Here is a 17,042-nt window from a genome sequence, read left to right as displayed (position 1 = left end):
CACTATTCCTGAGTAACAAGCTTTGGCAGAAAGTCGGCGGATATCAGCGCGCCGTGATGCTGGATCACCTCGGCGGCAACTTGGTGTGCAAAGCACGCAGCCGTTTGCAAATCGCAACCTTTCAGCCAATGTGCTAAAAACCCTGCCGCAAATGCATCTCCTGCACCACAGGTATCTAAGATAAGCTGCGGCGCTATGTTTTGCGCCGCGATATAAATGGGTGAATAATTATCAGGTGACACGAGCACGCATGGCTGAGCGCCTTGGCGAATAACTAAAAGTTGTGAGCGGTGCTTTTGATGCTCTGCGATTATTTCGTCCACATTTGCGGTGCCATACACTGCATATTCGTCCTCGTCGGTTAAAAATGCGATATTCGCCAGCGCCATTACAGCCTGATAACTCAATTCGGGATTATCACTTCGCCAAAGAGCTTGACGATAGTTGTTATCAAAAAAGATGAGTCCACCTCGCTTTTTAAACGCGGCTAACGCCTCAAATAAGTGCTTTCTCTGCGACGCACATAGGATAGCAAGGCTTATTCCAGAGAGATAGATCGCATCAATAAGCTTGTTGTGAAGTGCCTGAGTTAAGGTTTCATCACGCTTAAAATACTGCCTTACGGGGCTGTGTTCACGAGCAAAGGTAAAGCGTCGCTCTCCTTTCTCATCGAGCGTAATCCAGTACTCGCCAAGTGCGCTATGTGGTTCAAGCACAATATAGTCTTGCCTGACGTTCGAGTTTGACAACATATCAAGCAAGTTTGTACTGGCCTTGTCCGTACCAATGGCGCTGGCAAAACTAACTGCTATGTGGTTATCGTTACTTTGCTTGAGTAACTGAGCCAAGTACCAAGCCGTGTTAAAGGTATCACCGCCAAACGAGCTAGTCCCGTCTGCTCTATGCTCCACCATGCATTCACCAAAGCACACCAACTGTTTTATTGCGCCTTTCATGATGCCACTTCCGTTTTTTCGGACGATGCGGTTTCATTGCACTTTGTCACCACACTCGTCAATACGCCAAACACCAAAGCACTGAGCAGCGCAGGAATAATCGGGTTACCAAAATAAGCCAGCCAATCGTCGTGCATACCAACGAGTAGGGCAGCAAAGGAACCTGCCATCAAGGTGACTAAACTGCCTTGCCAAGTATAACCTTGCCAAAAGCGCCCCAATAACCCCATAACACAAAGCCCCGCTAATACAACGGAAATCATTTTGGTGATATAGCTGATAATATCGCTCGACAACACCGCCATAAATAATGCCAGCGATACGGTAGTCAACATGGCAATACGAGAGACCAAAAGCGGATTGTGTGGCGCAATATTTCCCTTACACCAAGTCAGATAAATATCAGCAACCAACACACTCACTCCAGCAATGGCGTCGGAGCTGGCACTAGAAAGCGTTGCGGAAATACCCGCCAATAAAATAAAGCCGCCAATCAACACTGGCATCGCCGTTAACGTCAAATAGGGAAAAGCAAATGAAGGGTTGTCTAAACTCGAGTTAACTGCATAAGCACCGATACCAATCACCGCAGGAATACATGAAAACCCTAAATAAAGTAATCCCGAGATAATAAACGAAGTACGAATACTGCTTATGCTTTTGGCGGAGTAGATCCGCTGCCTAAAGGATGGTGTTGCCAATACACCCACCAGCACCGCCAGCGCCATTGAAATAGCAGGCAACAAACCAATATTATGATATGAAAAGAGCCCTGCTCCCGCTGCAACCGAAGCACTGGTTAGCGTTTGCCAACCACCAATCACCTCGACTACAAAGTAGGTCATCAACAAAAAACCCGAAAACAAAATAACGGCCTGAATTGCATCCGTCCAGACTACCGCCGAATATCCGCCTAAGGTCACGTATACCGCAAGCCCCAATCCAATAATCAGTTTTGCACTGGTCTCATCTAGACCAGTGAGCCAAGCTAAATACATGCCCCCGCCAATCAAATGTGCGCCTAGCCAGCCGACACTTGCCGCGTAAATCAATATCGCTAAAAGCTTTTTAACGACTTGATGATTGCCAACATAGCTCGCTAACTCTTCACTCATCGTCGCAAAGCGCTCAGCTCTAACCGGCGCAAACAACCAAGCCAGCAATAAAATACCTAGCGCGCCGCCGATACCATAAAGCGTGCCCGCCCAACCGTGTTGATAGGCGAAGCCTACCGCTCCCATCGACGAGCCGGTGCCAACCACAGTGGCAACGGTGGTGCCTAACGTCAGCATCAGCGGTACTTTTCGCCCAGCTAATAAATAGTCGCAATTAGACCGCTGCCACCGAGATGCCAGCCAACTCACGATTATCATGGCAGACAAATACAACAGAAAAATAAGCAAATACATTTGCTGACTATCCGTCATGCTTCTCCTCCTATGAACATTGTTGTTCGTATAACGTCTATTCGCCTTTGTAACAGGTGACATCAACCTCAACTTTACAGTCCACGACTAAGTCGGCCACCATACAAATTCGCGCAGGAGGATGCGCTGAAAAATACTCTGCAAAAACCTTATTAAAGGACTGAAAATATCTTGCGTCAGTTAATACCACAGAGACATGCATAACATGCTCAAGGCCATAACCCGCCTCGGTCATAATCGCGATGCAATTTTCGATGGCCAGACGCGACTGCTCAACAATGCCGCCCTCAACCACTTCACCATCTCGCATTGGCGTTTGCCCCGAGACCTTTAACCAACCGCCAGCTTCAACTGCTCGCGCAAAGGGTAAGTGTTGTCCACCAGTGCCCGTGCCGCCCTCAGCACCTATTCTTCTTATTGTCATGTTAACCTCTTGATGATTTTGATTTTTATTAGTTTTGACGCGTTAGAAATCGTCCTGCTCGGCCGAAATCGACAATAGTGTCTGCATTCGCGCCCTCAACATAGCTGAGCTTGCCATTCACCCAAACCTTGACAATGCCTGAGGCAAGTTGTTTTGGATTACTGTAACTTGCTTGGTCTAACACCCGGCTGGGGTCGAATAACACCAGATCGGCAAAGTAACCAATTTGAATATTGCCACGTTGCCGAAGCTTAAAGCGCGCTGCTGGCAACGCTGTCATTTTGTAGATAGCCAATGCCAACGGCAGCGATTGTTGTTCTCTACAGTAATGTCCAAGCACCCGCGGAAATGTCCCCCACAGTCTCGGATGCGGATGCGGATCGCACGGCAAACCATCAGACCCTACCATGCTGTGTTCATAACTTAAAAACCGCTGCACATCATCTTCCAGCATACAGTGATACACAGCACCAGCTGGCTGCAAGCGCTTTGCCGCTTCGAGCTGAGGCACTTGCCATTGCGTAGCAATGTCTGCCAAGCTTTGTTGTGCAAGTTCTGGATGAGACTCCGACCAAGTAATAAAAATATCCGTCTCCTCCGTCACTTGATTAAGATCTAAGGTGCTTGAACTCGCGGCGTAAGGGTAGCAATCGCAGCTCACTGGATGTGTTTGCCTATGCTGTTCAAAATGCGCTAATACCTCAGGCGCTCTGCCCCAATTCTCTCTACCTGCGCATTTTATATGTGAAATAACCAGCGGCAGTTTGGCATGCTCTGCCGTTGCAAAGGCTTCGTCCATGGCTCGGATGACTCCTTGAAATTCCGTGCGCAAATGCGTGGTATAGATACCATCAAATGGTGTAACAACCTCGGCCAACGCATTCACTTCAGCTTGATTTGCCCCCTTAGCATTGTAATAAGCAAGACCAGTACTAAATCCTATCGCCCCCTGCGCCATCGCTTGATGCAGCAAGGTTTTCATCTGTTCAAGTTCTTGCGCATTGGCGGCTTGAGATAAATCCGTCATGACCTGCGCTCTGAGCGTTGTATGACCAACTAACATGGCTAAATTCACACTCGGAGCGGCGTTACTAAAGGCATGTTGATAATCCTGTAGTTCACGATAGGCGAATTCTGATTGCTCCCCGAGTAAGTTAATGGGGTCGAGCGGCGCTTGATTTGTACAATAAGGCACTGCGCTAATGCCACAATTACCGGCAATGACGGTGGTGACACCTTGGCTCACTTTGCTCAGCATATGTGGGCCTCGCAGCACTTCAAGATCATCATGGGTGTGTACGTCAATAAAACCCGGTGCGAGCACTAAGCCCGTGGCATCGATGCATTGCTGTGCTTGCAAGTGGTTGCAGTTGCCAAGCGCAACAATTTTGTCTTTGCTAATCGCAACATCCACCACTTGCGCTTCAGAGCCTGGTTCAAAATACACCGTCGCGCCTTGAATGAGGGTATCAACATAAAGAGATGAGCTCAGCATTAATCCCCCAGCGGAAAGCGTTTATCGGCAGGTGGCATATTGCTGTTTTTATCTCGGTGCTGATCTAACTGGGTTTTAAGCCGTCTGAGCTTTTCTCTTGAGCGCTTTTGATTACGCATGGCGACTTCGCTCGACAAGATATCCACTGCAGCCATCATGGCATAGCGCGCAGCACTGGGCTTAAAGATGTAATCACTTTCTTGAGTTTTGATGGGTAAGTGGTGATCGGCAATGTCCGCCAAGTCGCTCACTGGGCAAATAGCAATAACCTCTGCACCATACTCTTTGGCGATAAGCGCCGCCGCTTTCACATCAGGAGAAACACCACTAAGCGAGAGACAAATCACCACATCCCCTTTATTCACCGTTGCGGCAACCATGCGCATCATCATGGGATCGGAGTGAGCATTACTAAGTACGTCCAAGCGAAATAAGCGATTTTGACATTCTTGTGCCATCAGGCTGCTACCACCACCAACCCCAAAAATTAAGCAATGACGTGTGGCACAAATCACTTCACTCGCCTGTTCCACAGCCGCTTCATCGATTAATCCCGCATTGAGCGTGAGGATCTCCTGAATAGAGGTATAAACATGAGAAATCTTTTCTTTTTCAATTGGCTCAGGATTTGTAAAACGCTCACCAATTGCGGCTGATTGTGTTAGCTGAAACTTAAGGTCACGTACATTGGTGCAGCCTAAGCTACGCGCTAACCGCGTAATGCTGGCGTGAATGACCTGTGCTTTTTCAGCTAGCTCGCTAATAGATGCGCTTGCAGCAAAGTTAAGCTCGGCCAAAATAAGCCGAGCGACTTTTTCTTCCGCTGGGCTAAAATGCCCCAAACCTTCCTTAATTTTGCTAATAATGTCCACAGCTTCGCCTCAATTAAAAATAGGTAGAAATGGTTTGGGTGATCACCCAATCTTGCTCGACAACACCAATTTGTCGCCACTTATCAAAGGTCAGGCAAGGATGAGAAGTCGAAAAGCAGATCATATCGCCAACCTGTACCTCGCACCCAGATGCAATACTTACCATAGCATGTTGATCCATGATTGTTTCGACCTTTACCGCGCTGCCTAATGAGCACAGCTGCTTTGACAGCGGAGAGTAAATCAGCTCTGGTGTGGGCATGCCAGCATCAAATGCGACATCCCTTTTACCCATACCAACTATCGCGACGCCCGGCTCTGGAGTCGAAAGCACGTAAGCCCATATGCTTAAGCTCGACACTAAGTTTTCCCCCAAATCGCATGCGAGGTTGCTCCGTGATAACACCGCTTGCTGCGCATCCTGATAGATCCCGGTATCGTGAATAAGGTAGCAGCCGGGACGGATCACAAAACGAAATTGCTGAGCCTGTTTACTTTTGTTTAGTTCCTTTGTCACAACATCGTACCAAGCGGAACCCGCCCCCGTGATAATAGGTAAGGTCTTTGAAAATGCGTCTTTTTGTAGTAAGTCTGCCGCGGTTTTTATTACTGAGCTAACAAATGTGGCGATCCTTTGCTCGGCATTATCAGCGTGGATCACGCCCTCATAAAATCCAATGCCTGCTACCTCTAAGCTAGCATACTGTTGGCATACATTGACTAGCTGCACTAACGTTGCAAGATTGCGCCAACCAGCGCGACCGCCTTCAACCCCCACCTCGAGAAAAATGGAAATACGCAGCGAATGCCGGGTAAAAAATGTGCCTAAAGCATGCGCATTTGCAATAGAGTCAACAAAACAATAGAGCTCAACGTCAGTATCAGTAAGCATGCTAGCAACTTGCTTCAGATGATATTCGCCAACAAGTTGATTCGCTAAGATCACGCGTTTTGCGCCCGCGAAAATGGCTACGGATACTTGTGGCACGGTCGCTACCGTGACGGCCCATGCGCCATGTTCAAGCTGTAGTTTAAATAGCGCTGGTGACATCGTCGTCTTGCCGTGGGGTGCCAATAACACTTGGCTTTCCTTTGCAAAATTCGCCATCCAATTCGCGTTGTGGCTGATGGCGTCTTGCTTTATCACTGCAACTGGCAAACTTACCTGCTCTGCGAGAATATCCCAGCCGCCATCTTCTAGTTGTTGTGGGTCGCCAGTGCCTTTCGCTAATATTGCCATCGTATATTCAAATCCTTGAGTTTAAACATTAATTCCCCACGTCAAAATAGCACATTGACTCACTGCGATTGGTATCAGGCCAAGCTGCACTTGGCCCTTGCTGACATTAAAAAGTCGCACGGACGCTCAATGCAAAACGCCTATCCGTGGTAAAGTTGAGTGCCTGCGTTTTTGTCCCAGCTTGGTCCATCTGATACTTGGTTTTGGTTTCCGTATCCAATAAATTGCTGGCTTCAAAACCCACTTTCCAATGGTCGTTGATGGTGTAATACAAGCTTGCATCCATCATACCTGAAGCCTCTGCATAGGCAGGGACATACTCTTCAGATTCCCTAAGTGTGAGCAAATACTCAGAGCGCCAAGTGTATGCAAGGCGAAAAGAAATATCCTCGTACTCATACATACCAATGACATTAAAGTTTTGGTCAGAGTAACCTTGTAGCGGCAAACCTCCAAATACTCGGAAGGTATTACGATTATCGCTCAGCGGGTTACCATTTTCATCGAAACCAAGCGTGCCTTTAGAGACTTCATTTGGATCTTCAAGTCCATCTTGATCGATATAGGTAAAGTTAAGTTGCAAACCTAAACCGCTCCATGCACCCGGTAACATGTCGTAGAATTGTGAGTAGGAAAACTCCATTCCACGAATGGTGCCAGAGCCCGTGTTAGCGGGGCCGTAAGCAGAGACATCATAATCTTCGCCGCCATAAGACACATCAAGATCAAAGGCGCGGCTACGGATTATATTATCTAACTTTTTGTGGAATAGCCCTACCGTCACATAACCTGCGGACGCGAAATACCATTCGGTAGTTAAATCGGTATTGATTGCTTCTTCAGGCTCTAAATAAGGATTCCCTGAAAGCGCCGTTAGACTGATATCGTCTAGCCCAACAACGGGGTTAGTTGCCTCGTCGTAATCAGCGCCGGGAGTTTGTAGCACGCGAGTGTAATCCAAGTTAAGAATACTGATATTTCTGGCATCAACTAAGCTTGGGTAATACAACGCTTTTGATGCACCAAATCGCACCACTACGTCTTCTGATACACCAAAACTCAAATTTAAGCTCGGAAGCAAAGTGCTATAATCTGTGCCATCAACGGTACTGAGTTCGGACTCTCCCCCTGCAATGTCGTAATATCGCTTATATTCTGCCTGCTGCATCACATTATTGAGTGATGTCCCCTCTTCACCACGTTTGATGAGAGCGGGTTGCACCAAAGCGCCCGTAGACTCAAGTTGATAGTTTACGTAGCGCAGACCAACGTTGCCCACCACAGGAATGTCTTGAAACTCGAAGTCAAAATCACCGCGAATGTAAAATTCAGTACGCTTCTCGTTAGTCGAACTTATATTGTGCGCAGCGAATGGGCCTTCAACGCGATTGGGTTTGTCTTCATAAGGTACATAAGTGCCAGAGCATGTGCCGTTGTTTGCCGCACTGTTGGTAGCATTGTGCCAACCATCACGACAACCTTGGCGCAAAGACTCGGCGTAGTTTTTCACCAATTCCATACTTGGGAACAAAAAGTTATTGACTGGCCCCTGTAATACCTGACCATTGTAATAATCTGAAAAATCAACGCGCTCAAATAATTCTGGACGATTTACCGCCGCGGCGGCATTCCGGTCATCTTGGATCCATGGGGTGCCAATTGCAGACCAACCCTCGTAAGCCGTATCTCGTACGGTTAGGTCTTTATCTGACATATAAAAACCGGAACTAACACTCGTGAAATGACCGTCTAGCTCATACTTAAAATCCAGTTTAACGCTGTCTGATTCTGCGGTATTGCGCTCAACCTGCTCCATACCGCTGCCCAAAAACAGGTTAGGCACAGGTCCATTCCAATCTTCATTGGGTGACCAACCTGCCGTTAGAATATTGTCACTGAGAAACTCTACTGTCGGCCTTGAGCCACGCATATCGAGGAAATAAGGCGAGACAACGTGGACATGGTTTCCCCGTGTTTGACCCGACATACCGTAGTTTTGCACTTCTTTGTCGGAGTCGATCCGCTGGTAATCAAAATCGACCGTCAATCTATCTATTGGTTTTAACGTTAGTTTAAATGAAGTGTCCTTCACGGTATTTTCGTTGTAATTCCAGCGGCTACGATAAAAGAATGGCGTTTCTGGGCTCACGCCAAGTGCAATACCGGAAGTCACAAAACCATCATCTGTAGTGAGTGGATGGCCACTTTCCGTACTTTCAGTCCAATTTTGTGAAGACCCCATAAAACCTTTAAAGCCTTGAGCTGCTTGTCCTATTTGGCGCTCGTTCCACTCAAGAGACGCTTCTGAGCGAATGTGCTCTAATGTCGCAACTATAGTCTCATCGGCATTTGCCCACTGCAGTGAAGAGGTTAAGCCGGTACGTTCACGGTCATTAGTTGCTGTGCTCATATGGATAGCAACAGGCACATGCCATACACTGCCAGCTGGTTGCCCTGGTAAAGCGGGGCCATCTACAGGCGACGACGGATCAACGCCTGTTATGCCACCCCATTGATCCAAGGTAGGAATAAAGGAATCGCCTCGAGAGTGGAAATTACCAAGGCCAACACCATCTCCTCGAGTCTGATATTCTGATGAAGAAGCCGCAATTAAAAATCCGAACTTACCTGCACTGGTTTGCCAACTGTCGGAAAACAGCGCTGAAAACGAAGGCGTCACTTCTTCTCTAAAGTCGCCATAATTGGCCTTTGCATTGAACGAGATAAGCCGCTCATCAGAGTCAAATGGTTTGCGGGTGATGAGGTTTACCGTGCCGGATATACCGCCTGAAATAAGATCCGCAGTTTGGTTTTTAACCACTTCCACTGCGCCTAGCAATTCAGCAGGAAAGTCTTCATAGCTCAAACCGCCTGACGGATTTGCACTAAAAGCGTCTCTGCCATTCACCTCAGAGCGAACCCTGTCTAGGCCGCGAACCAACACGCCTGTACCTTCATCAGCATAATGTTTAGGATCATCGGACGATGCAAATCGCTCAATCGTAACACCCGGTACACGCTGTAGCGCTTCAGTCACCGATTTGTCTGGTAATGCCCCGATATCTGACGCCGTGATCACGTCTTTGACCGTATCAGCGAAGCGCTTAATGTTTTGGGCGCTATTGATACTGCCTCGGATCCCACGAACTTCAATGACTTCAACTGCTTCATTCTGTTCTGAGGTTTTGACATCGCTGTCATTTTGACCCATAGTTTCAGCGGCAACCCAAAGTGGAGAAAGCCCAAGAAGTACTGACGAAACCGCAAGGCTCAGTTTGCTTCGTTTAGGGTTATGTTTACCAATATCGGTGACTAGTTTTGACATTTTGTTGTTCCTTTCTTCTTTTTAAAAACCAGTGAAAAAGCCAGCAATGCCATCATTAGCACCACAGCCCAAAAACCTACCACACAGCGACGTGCTCTAAACGCCCCCAACACATCACATGTTACTTACTAACAAAAAATCAAGATAACATTGTTACTTTTTAACATTGCAGACTAAAAAGCAAACACTTTTTTGTGAAAAATTTGGATTTGTAGACTATAACTTTGAAATATAAGGAATTAAAATTAGTTACAACCCACACTTAAAATAGGTTAAAAACGCAAATGCTTAACTAATTAGAGAAAATAAAATGATTTTTCGTGGTTCAGACTTGGAGCTTTATGAACAAAAAATACAGTAGATAACAGCCTCATGAACTATGCTACCTTTACAGGCTTTATCATTATTCGGAACCTACTATGTGCGACCTAAAACATGCATTTGAAGCAATAAATATTTACCAAATACAATATTCTCAAGTCGACAAACTTTGGGGCTACTTTAGCGTCGTAACGTTAGCGATGTGTGGATTCGCTATAGGTGGTAAAATACCATCGAGTTCAACACATGTAGAGGCTATCGCAATAGTTTTAGCATATCTCGTTTTCTGTATTGGAAATCATCAAGCGCTTGTTGCAGGTCAAAAGCAACTAGAACAATTCGCAGCGATTGCACGCTCATGTGCTCTTAAAGTGGAATTAGAGGTAAGTTCAATTACACCTATACCTCACGATAAAGTTAAAAAATTTCATCTCAGTGTAATCATAGCCGTAAGCTTAGGAGTTTTAGTTATAACATTATGATGAATTCTTCCTTAAACTTGCAGCTTTATTCATCGCCTCCAGCTTTGCCATTTAATCTGAGCTTCGGATAATTGATGCCTTTCTAGCAGCCAGCTTTAGCGTTAACTGCGTTGAATTCACATCCAATAGCCTGCTATCGCTGTGTAAATTCGTCTTACCTACCGAATGTAGGTACCAGAGCAGTAACAGTACACGAGAGCGGAGTTATCCCCAGCTAGATAGGGAAATAATTTAACGTGAGTTAAAAACAATGAGAGAACTCATTCCTTATCCAAACCTCAGGTTATTTAGGTACTTTGAATTGAAAAAAGAAGTAACATGAAATTTAATTAGGCACTTTACCAGTTCACTGACCCCCTCAGTGATTTGGTTTGGCCACGTTTGGTCTTTTGATTCAGACGTTTCTTTTGCGAGCTTTTTGTTGGCTTGGTTGCTCTGCGTGCTTTTTCAACTTTAGTGGCTTCTAGGATCAGTGTTTTTAGCCGCTCCAAGGCATCTTCCTTATTTTGCTCTTGAGTACGAAAGCTCTGTGCTTTAAGCACAATGACACCCTCTTTGGTCACTCTAGAGTCTTTAAGTGCAAGCAGGCGCGCTTTGTAAAAGTCAGGCAGTGTTGAGCGGTTGATATCAAACCTAAGATGAATGGCACTGGAGACTTTATTGACGTTTTGTCCACCCGCACCTTGGGCACGAATAGCGGAAATATCGATTTCCCACTCTGCTAGAGTGACATTATTTGAGATTTTAAGCATAGTAATTTCAAGCCTCCATCTACTATTTTAACAAAGTAACGGAAGGCTTGAAATAGCAGCGATCAGTGCGGAGCGTGTAGCTATGCTGTTCGAGTTGCGATAGCTGGAGGCACTCTTGCAGCAATTATAGCAGGGTAAGTAACCGCCAACTGACCTGCGAGCAACATTACTATCGCGCCTGCAATCAAATAATCACCGGGTACACTGGTAAGCCCAAAGTAATTAACCAAATAAATATTCGCAGTGATTGCGATGATTATGCCCAGTGTAATGCCAAATAAAGACACCACCGCATTTTCAATCATAAAGTAACGTAGAATGTCGGCCTGAGTCGCCCCAAGAGCACGGCGAGTACCAATTTGCTTACGACGTTTATAGACTGTATATCTTGCCTGACCAAAGATCCCCAGCATAGTTACACACGCCAGAGCTGCGATCACCGCTTTTAGCGTTTGGCTCACCGCATAATCCGCTTGTAAGTTTTCCGTTTTTATTTGCTCGAAGGATTTAAAGGCATCAAGTTGACGACCAGGCTTTGTAAGCATTAAGGCTTGAACTTCTTCCATTGCAACTTCTCTTTGGCCAGGTTTTGCTTTTACTACTATGATGCTTTCTTCATAATGTTCTCTAACCGAACTTATTACAGTCATATCGTAAGCGTACCAAAACCGCCAAGGTGACTTCATTGTCTCTACTATTCCCACCACTTTCTGCGGCACAAATGCAACGTAAATGGTTTCTCCAACAACGCTGCGCCAATCGTTAGGACGGATTTTATGAGCCAAATCCTGCGAAATTAACACGCTGGCTGATTCCATATGGCCGTCAAAATACGTATGCACCACATCGTTATGTTGTAAGTTTCTACCTGCAACCACCCTTAGTCCAAGCGTATCTACAATGGTGTCGTCAGAACCATAATAGCCAGCATGAGTAATCCGAGCTTCCTTTTCAGGCGTCAACGCGACATTGAGTGAACGCCCCCAATTAATGAGTGGCAAACTGGTTATCGTACTAGCACTTTCAACACTGGCTAGTGCACGGATATCGGCAAGGTCGGTATCAAGAGCTGCATTTTTTTCGTCATCGCTACCTTCAAAATTAGTTCTAAAACTGAACAACTGGTTCTCGGCCAACCCTGTAGGTTGCACCAATTCTTGTTCTTTAAGCACCATCATATAAATGGCATTAACCAAAATTGTAAATGTCAGCGCAATTTGCAATATCAGTAGTAGCGGAGAAGCCTTATTTTTGTTTAAGGTTTTTAAAATTGGCAACAAATCTCTCATGGTCATGCTCCTACAGGCTTTTTAGCTGACTAGATGGTTGTACTTTTGCCGCATGTAAAGTCGGTAGCAAACCAAAAGTTACAGCACTCGCCACGGCCAATGCAATCGTCATGATGACGATGCCTGTGGTCATTTCAAGCATCTCAGCATAAAGATGACTGTATAATTGCGCAGTGACACTCAAGCCAATTTGCGCAAGTAGCAGCCCAAGTATCCCGCCCAATAGCCCAATAATACAGGTCTCAACAGTAAACTGAGCGACAATATCTTGCTTATAAGCCCCAACCGCTCTACGAAGCCCAACCTCACCTGCTTTACCATGAAACTTTGCGACCATCATTGCCATACAGTTCAGCAGACAAACCGCAAGAAATGCAAATGCAAGCCACACTGCTACATTGCCATCATCTTTGATAATTTTTCTTTCAATTAATTGCTCCTTCACATTAAATAACTGATGTAAAGGCTCTCGTAAAAAGCGACCATACTCTCTTTATTCCATCGAGTAATTAACCAAAAAGTCCATGTAATTATCACGCTCTGAAGCGGAGCTTAATTCCACCCAATACGAAACCCACACACATTCAGATGCTAAAATTGCCGAAAATGAGTCATCAGCGGGTTCTTTCCAGCATTGATAAGACACGTCTGAGCCAGTCCACAACTCGTTATTGATTTGCGTTTGAAACGGGACAATAACGTCTCTAGGTTTGTTGAATGCACGAGTTCTGTAATCAAAAAACTTGGGGATGGGATACCAATCGTCGGTAACACCAACCACTCGGTACTGCAAGTCCCCTAAGAGCAATGACTTACCGACGGAGTTTTCTCCACCAAATAACTTATCATTCAGCTCGCTACTGATCACTGCAACTTGCAGCCCATCCTGATCGGCAATCTCATCCCATGCACCACCAAACTTGAACGGCACCTCAAACATGTTGAACATATCACGGTATGCACTTCTAATTGGGGTCATTTTCGCTTCAGTGATTGACTGCTCTGTGGTGCGAGTCATCATTTTGAAACTACCAAGAGGCGTTTGATTAACGCCCTGTTTCGCATCTTGTAGATTTACTGCATCTTGATAAGTAAGAATAAAAGGTGGAACTTCTTTCCCTTGGGAAATATTGAACGGCTTATCTGGGCCATAGCTATTCAATCGAACATTAAACAAGCGATCACTTTTTGTAGGGATCGGATCTTTTTGTAGCAGATAACTCACTGTATAAGTTGTCATTGCTGCGCCAATTCCAATCGCGATTGTCATAATCATTAACAACGATAAAAAAGGCGTTTTCCGTAATGAGATAAGCGCTAATTTGAGATAGTAACTAAGCATAACTTATCCTTAAGCAATGGCCTTATCGAAGTTCTTTCTCTCGCTCAACATACCATCACGGATTTCAATAATACGCTGAGCTTTTGCCGCCTGTTGAGCATCATGAGTCACCATCACAATGCTTGTTCCCTGCGCATTGATATCTTTGAGCAGTTCCATAATACCATCGGCCATTTTACTATCTAAGTTGCCCGTTGGCTCATCGGCGAGTAGAAAGGACGGTTTACCAGCTATCGCTCGAGCAATTGCTACCCGTTGCTGCTGACCTCCAGACAGTTGCGATGGGTAATGCGCTTTACGAGATGCAAGACCCACTTTATTCAACGCATCCATGATCCGCTCGTGGCGCTCTTTTGATGATAATTTGCGATAGCGTAAGGGCATATCAACATTATCGTAAAGGTTTAACTCAGGAATTAAATTAAAGCTTTGGAAAATAAAGCCGACTTTTTCATTACGCAGCTTTGACTTGGCTTTATCACTTAACTTTTCAACATTGACACCATCCAGCTCATAACTGCCATCGCAGAAGTCCTCTAATAAGCCGGTGATATTTAAAAAGGTTGTTTTGCCCGAGCCTGAAGGACCAATAACGGCGACAAATTCTCCTTGCTCTATACTCAAGTCAAATGGCTGCAAAGCTTGAGTTTTTATTGTGTCTGTATAGTAAGCTTTTGATAGGTGGCGCATGGATAGCATGTTGCAGCTCCTTTATTGAATTATTTTCACACTAGGGGCATCTTTAAAGATTCGTGCGTCAGAGGTGATAACCTGATCGCCGATATTAAGCCCCGATAGTACTTCTACTTGTCCAATACTTCTCAATCCAATCTTTATTGGCGTTTTGACAGCCGTGCCTTCTTTTACCACATAAGCAAACTGGCCATTGTATGCTTCCAAATATTGACCATGTGGTAGGTAGGCAATATTTTCTTTTTGTTCGAGTACAATTCGACTTGTTAACCTTTGGTTTTGCCTTAATCCCTGAATTGTGTCGTCTCTAAATCGGATTTTTCCGGCAACGCGGCCATTTTCAATTTCAGGCGAAATGGCAACGATTTCACCACTATAAACATCACCATTGAGGTTAACCTCGGCTAACATTCCTAAAGCTAAATCATCTGAATAGCTCTCAGGTATTTGTACCTCTATTTCGTATTTGGAGAGGTCGACTACGCTTAATAGTGGCTGATTTTTAGCCACAGAATTTTTTTGCTCGACTACTAAATTACCAACGAGCCCCCCTACTGGTGAGACAACTTTAAGCGCATCGACTTGCCTTTCAAGCTCAGCTACTTTGACTTTTTGTGCCTCAAGTTCAAGCTCTTTGGTCCGAATCTCAAACTTCTGACTTTCTTTTTGCAATTCAACTTCTTTAATTGCTAAGCGATATTCCCGCAGCGCATTTTCGAGATCATCTTTGGCTTTTTGATAATCAATATCGCTGACAACTTGAGTTTTTAAACCATCTTCAGAGCGACGCATTTCACGCTTAGCTGCATTCAATACAACGGTAGCCTTACCTAAATAGTTTTCCTGCGCTAAGTCTTGTTTTTTAGCCTGAATGATCTGTCGCTGAAGTTCAGTATCTAACTGATTTAGCTTAGCTTGATGCTGTGCAAACTCGCTCTTTAATTCCGGGCTATCTATTACGGCAAGGGTTTGGCCTTCAATAACGCTATCTCCCGATTCGACCAAATAGGTAACAGTCCCTTGAGCAGGGCTATATATTGTCGGACGCCGTGCTGCGACGACTTTTCCCTGAACAGAAATATCGCGAACAAAGTCACCTTGTTTAACAGCTGAAATATGAATTTTATCGCTTGAAACTGCTGTTTGACCGCTTGCCCATTGCTCAACAATTGGTGCAAAAAAGAAAACAGTAATTAATATGAGAATACTTGCTACCGCTATCAATATTTTATTTTTTTAGGTCTTTCAACCTCAGAATCTTGAGCACTTGTATCTGGAATATAGGCCATGAAATAATCCTTTTACCATTGCCTTTGTTATTGAGAAATATGCACTTTACAAGTACTTTTCACAGCTATTCACTCAACTAGCGCTTACGTCACTTGATAGAGTTTGAAATCGAGTGAGTGTATCTTTTTCGTCACTTTTCAAGTGAAGAAAATCTCAAAAGATAAAAAGCAAAACAGGTAATGTGAGTGCCTAAACCTTACACAAACTCAAGACTAATGTCACGAGAAATAAAACACTTTGTTAACTATTTGGTTTGATTCTTGACGACTTCCAAATATCGGCTTTCTATAAATTTCTTCTCTTTGGACAAGTGCTCAAGTGCTTCTCGGGTTTGCTCTAACTCTTTTTGAATAGCTTGCAACTTTGGACCATCTTCAACCTCTTGTTCTTGAACCATTAGCTGTTGCAGAGCCTGACTTTGTTCGGCAATTTGTCTTTTGTATTCATTGATAGTTTGAGACATATCTTGGCGCTCTTTTTCAAAGGTTGCGACCAGTTGCTCTAGCTCTTGCTCGGACGTACCTCCCACAGACTTAGAGGCTTCTAGCTGCTGCTTTAATGTGTCATTCTCTTTTTGTAGTTCCTCTGTAGACTCATATTGGTCATATAGTTTTCTTCTCGTTTGCTTAAGTCGCTCTAAACTTTTCGACAAATCTCCTCGAAGTTTTTTTATTAGCCGGTGCGATTTAAGTAACTTACTATTTAAATCATCCATGCGGGTTTGCTCTTCTGGCGAGATATGATCCTGTGTTGAGCGTTTAACCTCAGCTAATTGCTGCTCTAAGTGGATTTGTAAGTTAGCCAATTCTTGAATGGTGTGTTGGTTATCTTCGACAAACTTCATTGACTTGTTAATTGCATCACGACAATGCTGAAGCAGATACTGTTGCTCTGCGTTGGATGTCCCAGCTCCACCAGCAGCCTTTGCAAACAATCTAAATTCTCGAAGGATTAACAGCAAAATATAAAACCAAAAAGCTAATATCAGTAGCCCGATATTCACCGCCATATAGATAAATACATCAACTGGTAGTTTGCCTAGAAACATATTACGCACTCATTATTTTCTTACTTTCATTTTAGTATTGGTTAAAAATCGTGCCTATAATAAATCTATATTTTTCAATAAAGTGG

General features: G+C 44.7%; 15 protein-coding genes. 1 reads left to right on the top strand and 14 read right to left on the bottom strand.

Annotation, left to right across the window (positions count from 1 at the left end; genetic code table 11):
* Nucleotides 1-2 precede the first annotated feature (2 nt).
* The 7 genes from PPIS_RS20225 to PPIS_RS20195 all read right to left on the bottom strand — a co-directional run bounded on the left by PPIS_RS20225 (nucleotide 3) and on the right by PPIS_RS20195 (nucleotide 9,739).
* Nucleotides 3-956, bottom strand: a complete 954-nt coding sequence (locus PPIS_RS20225) for a sugar kinase (protein WP_010375640.1) — start codon at nucleotides 954-956, stop codon at nucleotides 3-5.
* Nucleotides 953-2,383, bottom strand: a complete 1,431-nt coding sequence (locus PPIS_RS20220; RefSeq protein WP_010375636.1) for a sodium:solute symporter family protein — start codon at nucleotides 2,381-2,383, stop codon at nucleotides 953-955. The genes PPIS_RS20225 and PPIS_RS20220 overlap by 4 nt, the downstream gene beginning before the upstream one ends.
* Nucleotides 2,384-2,420: 37 nt before the next feature.
* Nucleotides 2,421-2,807: a RidA family protein gene (locus tag PPIS_RS20215; protein ID WP_010375634.1), complete on the bottom strand. Its 387-nt coding sequence runs from the start codon at nucleotides 2,805-2,807 to the stop codon at nucleotides 2,421-2,423.
* A gap of 28 nt (nucleotides 2,808-2,835) precedes the next feature.
* The gene (locus PPIS_RS20210) at nucleotides 2,836-4,302 is read right to left on the bottom strand and encodes an N-acyl-D-amino-acid deacylase family protein (protein WP_010375632.1); all 1,467 of its coding nucleotides are present in this window, start codon (nucleotides 4,300-4,302) and stop codon (nucleotides 2,836-2,838) included.
* A complete protein-coding gene (locus tag PPIS_RS20205) occupies nucleotides 4,302-5,174 on the bottom strand; it encodes a MurR/RpiR family transcriptional regulator (protein ID WP_010375630.1) in 873 nt (290 codons plus the stop codon). The genes PPIS_RS20210 and PPIS_RS20205 overlap by 1 nt, the downstream gene beginning before the upstream one ends.
* A gap of 13 nt (nucleotides 5,175-5,187) precedes the next feature.
* Entirely contained in the window at nucleotides 5,188-6,414 is a 1,227-nt protein-coding gene (locus PPIS_RS20200) for an amino acid deaminase (protein ID WP_010375628.1), read from the bottom strand.
* A gap of 106 nt (nucleotides 6,415-6,520) precedes the next feature.
* A complete protein-coding gene (locus tag PPIS_RS20195; RefSeq protein WP_010375627.1) occupies nucleotides 6,521-9,739 on the bottom strand; it encodes a TonB-dependent receptor in 3,219 nt (1,072 codons plus the stop codon).
* A gap of 419 nt (nucleotides 9,740-10,158) precedes the next feature.
* Between PPIS_RS20195 and PPIS_RS20190 the strand changes: the two genes are divergently transcribed.
* A complete protein-coding gene (locus tag PPIS_RS20190) occupies nucleotides 10,159-10,542 on the top strand; it encodes a hypothetical protein (RefSeq protein WP_010375625.1) in 384 nt (127 codons plus the stop codon).
* 338 nt (nucleotides 10,543-10,880) lie between these two features.
* Here PPIS_RS20190 and arfB read toward each other — a convergent pair whose 3' ends face one another.
* From arfB to PPIS_RS20160, 7 genes are all read right to left on the bottom strand, one after another.
* Entirely contained in the window at nucleotides 10,881-11,294 is a 414-nt protein-coding gene (gene arfB, locus PPIS_RS20185) for an alternative ribosome rescue aminoacyl-tRNA hydrolase ArfB (protein ID WP_010375624.1), read from the bottom strand.
* A gap of 80 nt (nucleotides 11,295-11,374) precedes the next feature.
* Nucleotides 11,375-12,583, bottom strand: coding sequence for an ABC transporter permease (locus tag PPIS_RS20180; protein ID WP_010375623.1), 1,209 nt, complete (start codon nucleotides 12,581-12,583; stop codon nucleotides 11,375-11,377).
* A gap of 10 nt (nucleotides 12,584-12,593) precedes the next feature.
* Nucleotides 12,594-13,028: an ABC transporter permease gene (locus PPIS_RS25510; protein WP_019647485.1), complete on the bottom strand. Its 435-nt coding sequence runs from the start codon at nucleotides 13,026-13,028 to the stop codon at nucleotides 12,594-12,596.
* A gap of 48 nt (nucleotides 13,029-13,076) precedes the next feature.
* The gene (locus PPIS_RS25505; RefSeq protein WP_019647486.1) at nucleotides 13,077-13,925 is read right to left on the bottom strand and encodes an ABC transporter permease; all 849 of its coding nucleotides are present in this window, start codon (nucleotides 13,923-13,925) and stop codon (nucleotides 13,077-13,079) included.
* A 9-nt stretch (nucleotides 13,926-13,934) separates the two neighbouring features.
* On the bottom strand, nucleotides 13,935-14,624 hold the full coding sequence (locus tag PPIS_RS20170) for an ABC transporter ATP-binding protein (RefSeq protein ID WP_010375622.1): 690 nt from the start codon (nucleotides 14,622-14,624) through the stop codon (nucleotides 13,935-13,937).
* A 12-nt stretch (nucleotides 14,625-14,636) separates the two neighbouring features.
* The gene (locus PPIS_RS20165) at nucleotides 14,637-15,842 is read right to left on the bottom strand and encodes an efflux RND transporter periplasmic adaptor subunit (RefSeq protein WP_010375621.1); all 1,206 of its coding nucleotides are present in this window, start codon (nucleotides 15,840-15,842) and stop codon (nucleotides 14,637-14,639) included.
* Between the two features lie 310 nt (nucleotides 15,843-16,152).
* The gene (locus PPIS_RS20160) at nucleotides 16,153-16,956 is read right to left on the bottom strand and encodes a chromosome segregation ATPase (protein WP_010375620.1); all 804 of its coding nucleotides are present in this window, start codon (nucleotides 16,954-16,956) and stop codon (nucleotides 16,153-16,155) included.
* Between the last annotated feature and the right edge of the window lie 86 nt (nucleotides 16,957-17,042).

Source organism: Pseudoalteromonas piscicida (assembly GCF_000238315.3).
GTDB lineage: Bacteria > Pseudomonadota > Gammaproteobacteria > Enterobacterales > Alteromonadaceae > Pseudoalteromonas > Pseudoalteromonas piscicida.
Note: the sequence above shows the minus strand (reverse complement) of the source record. Positions and strands in the feature narration are given on the sequence as shown.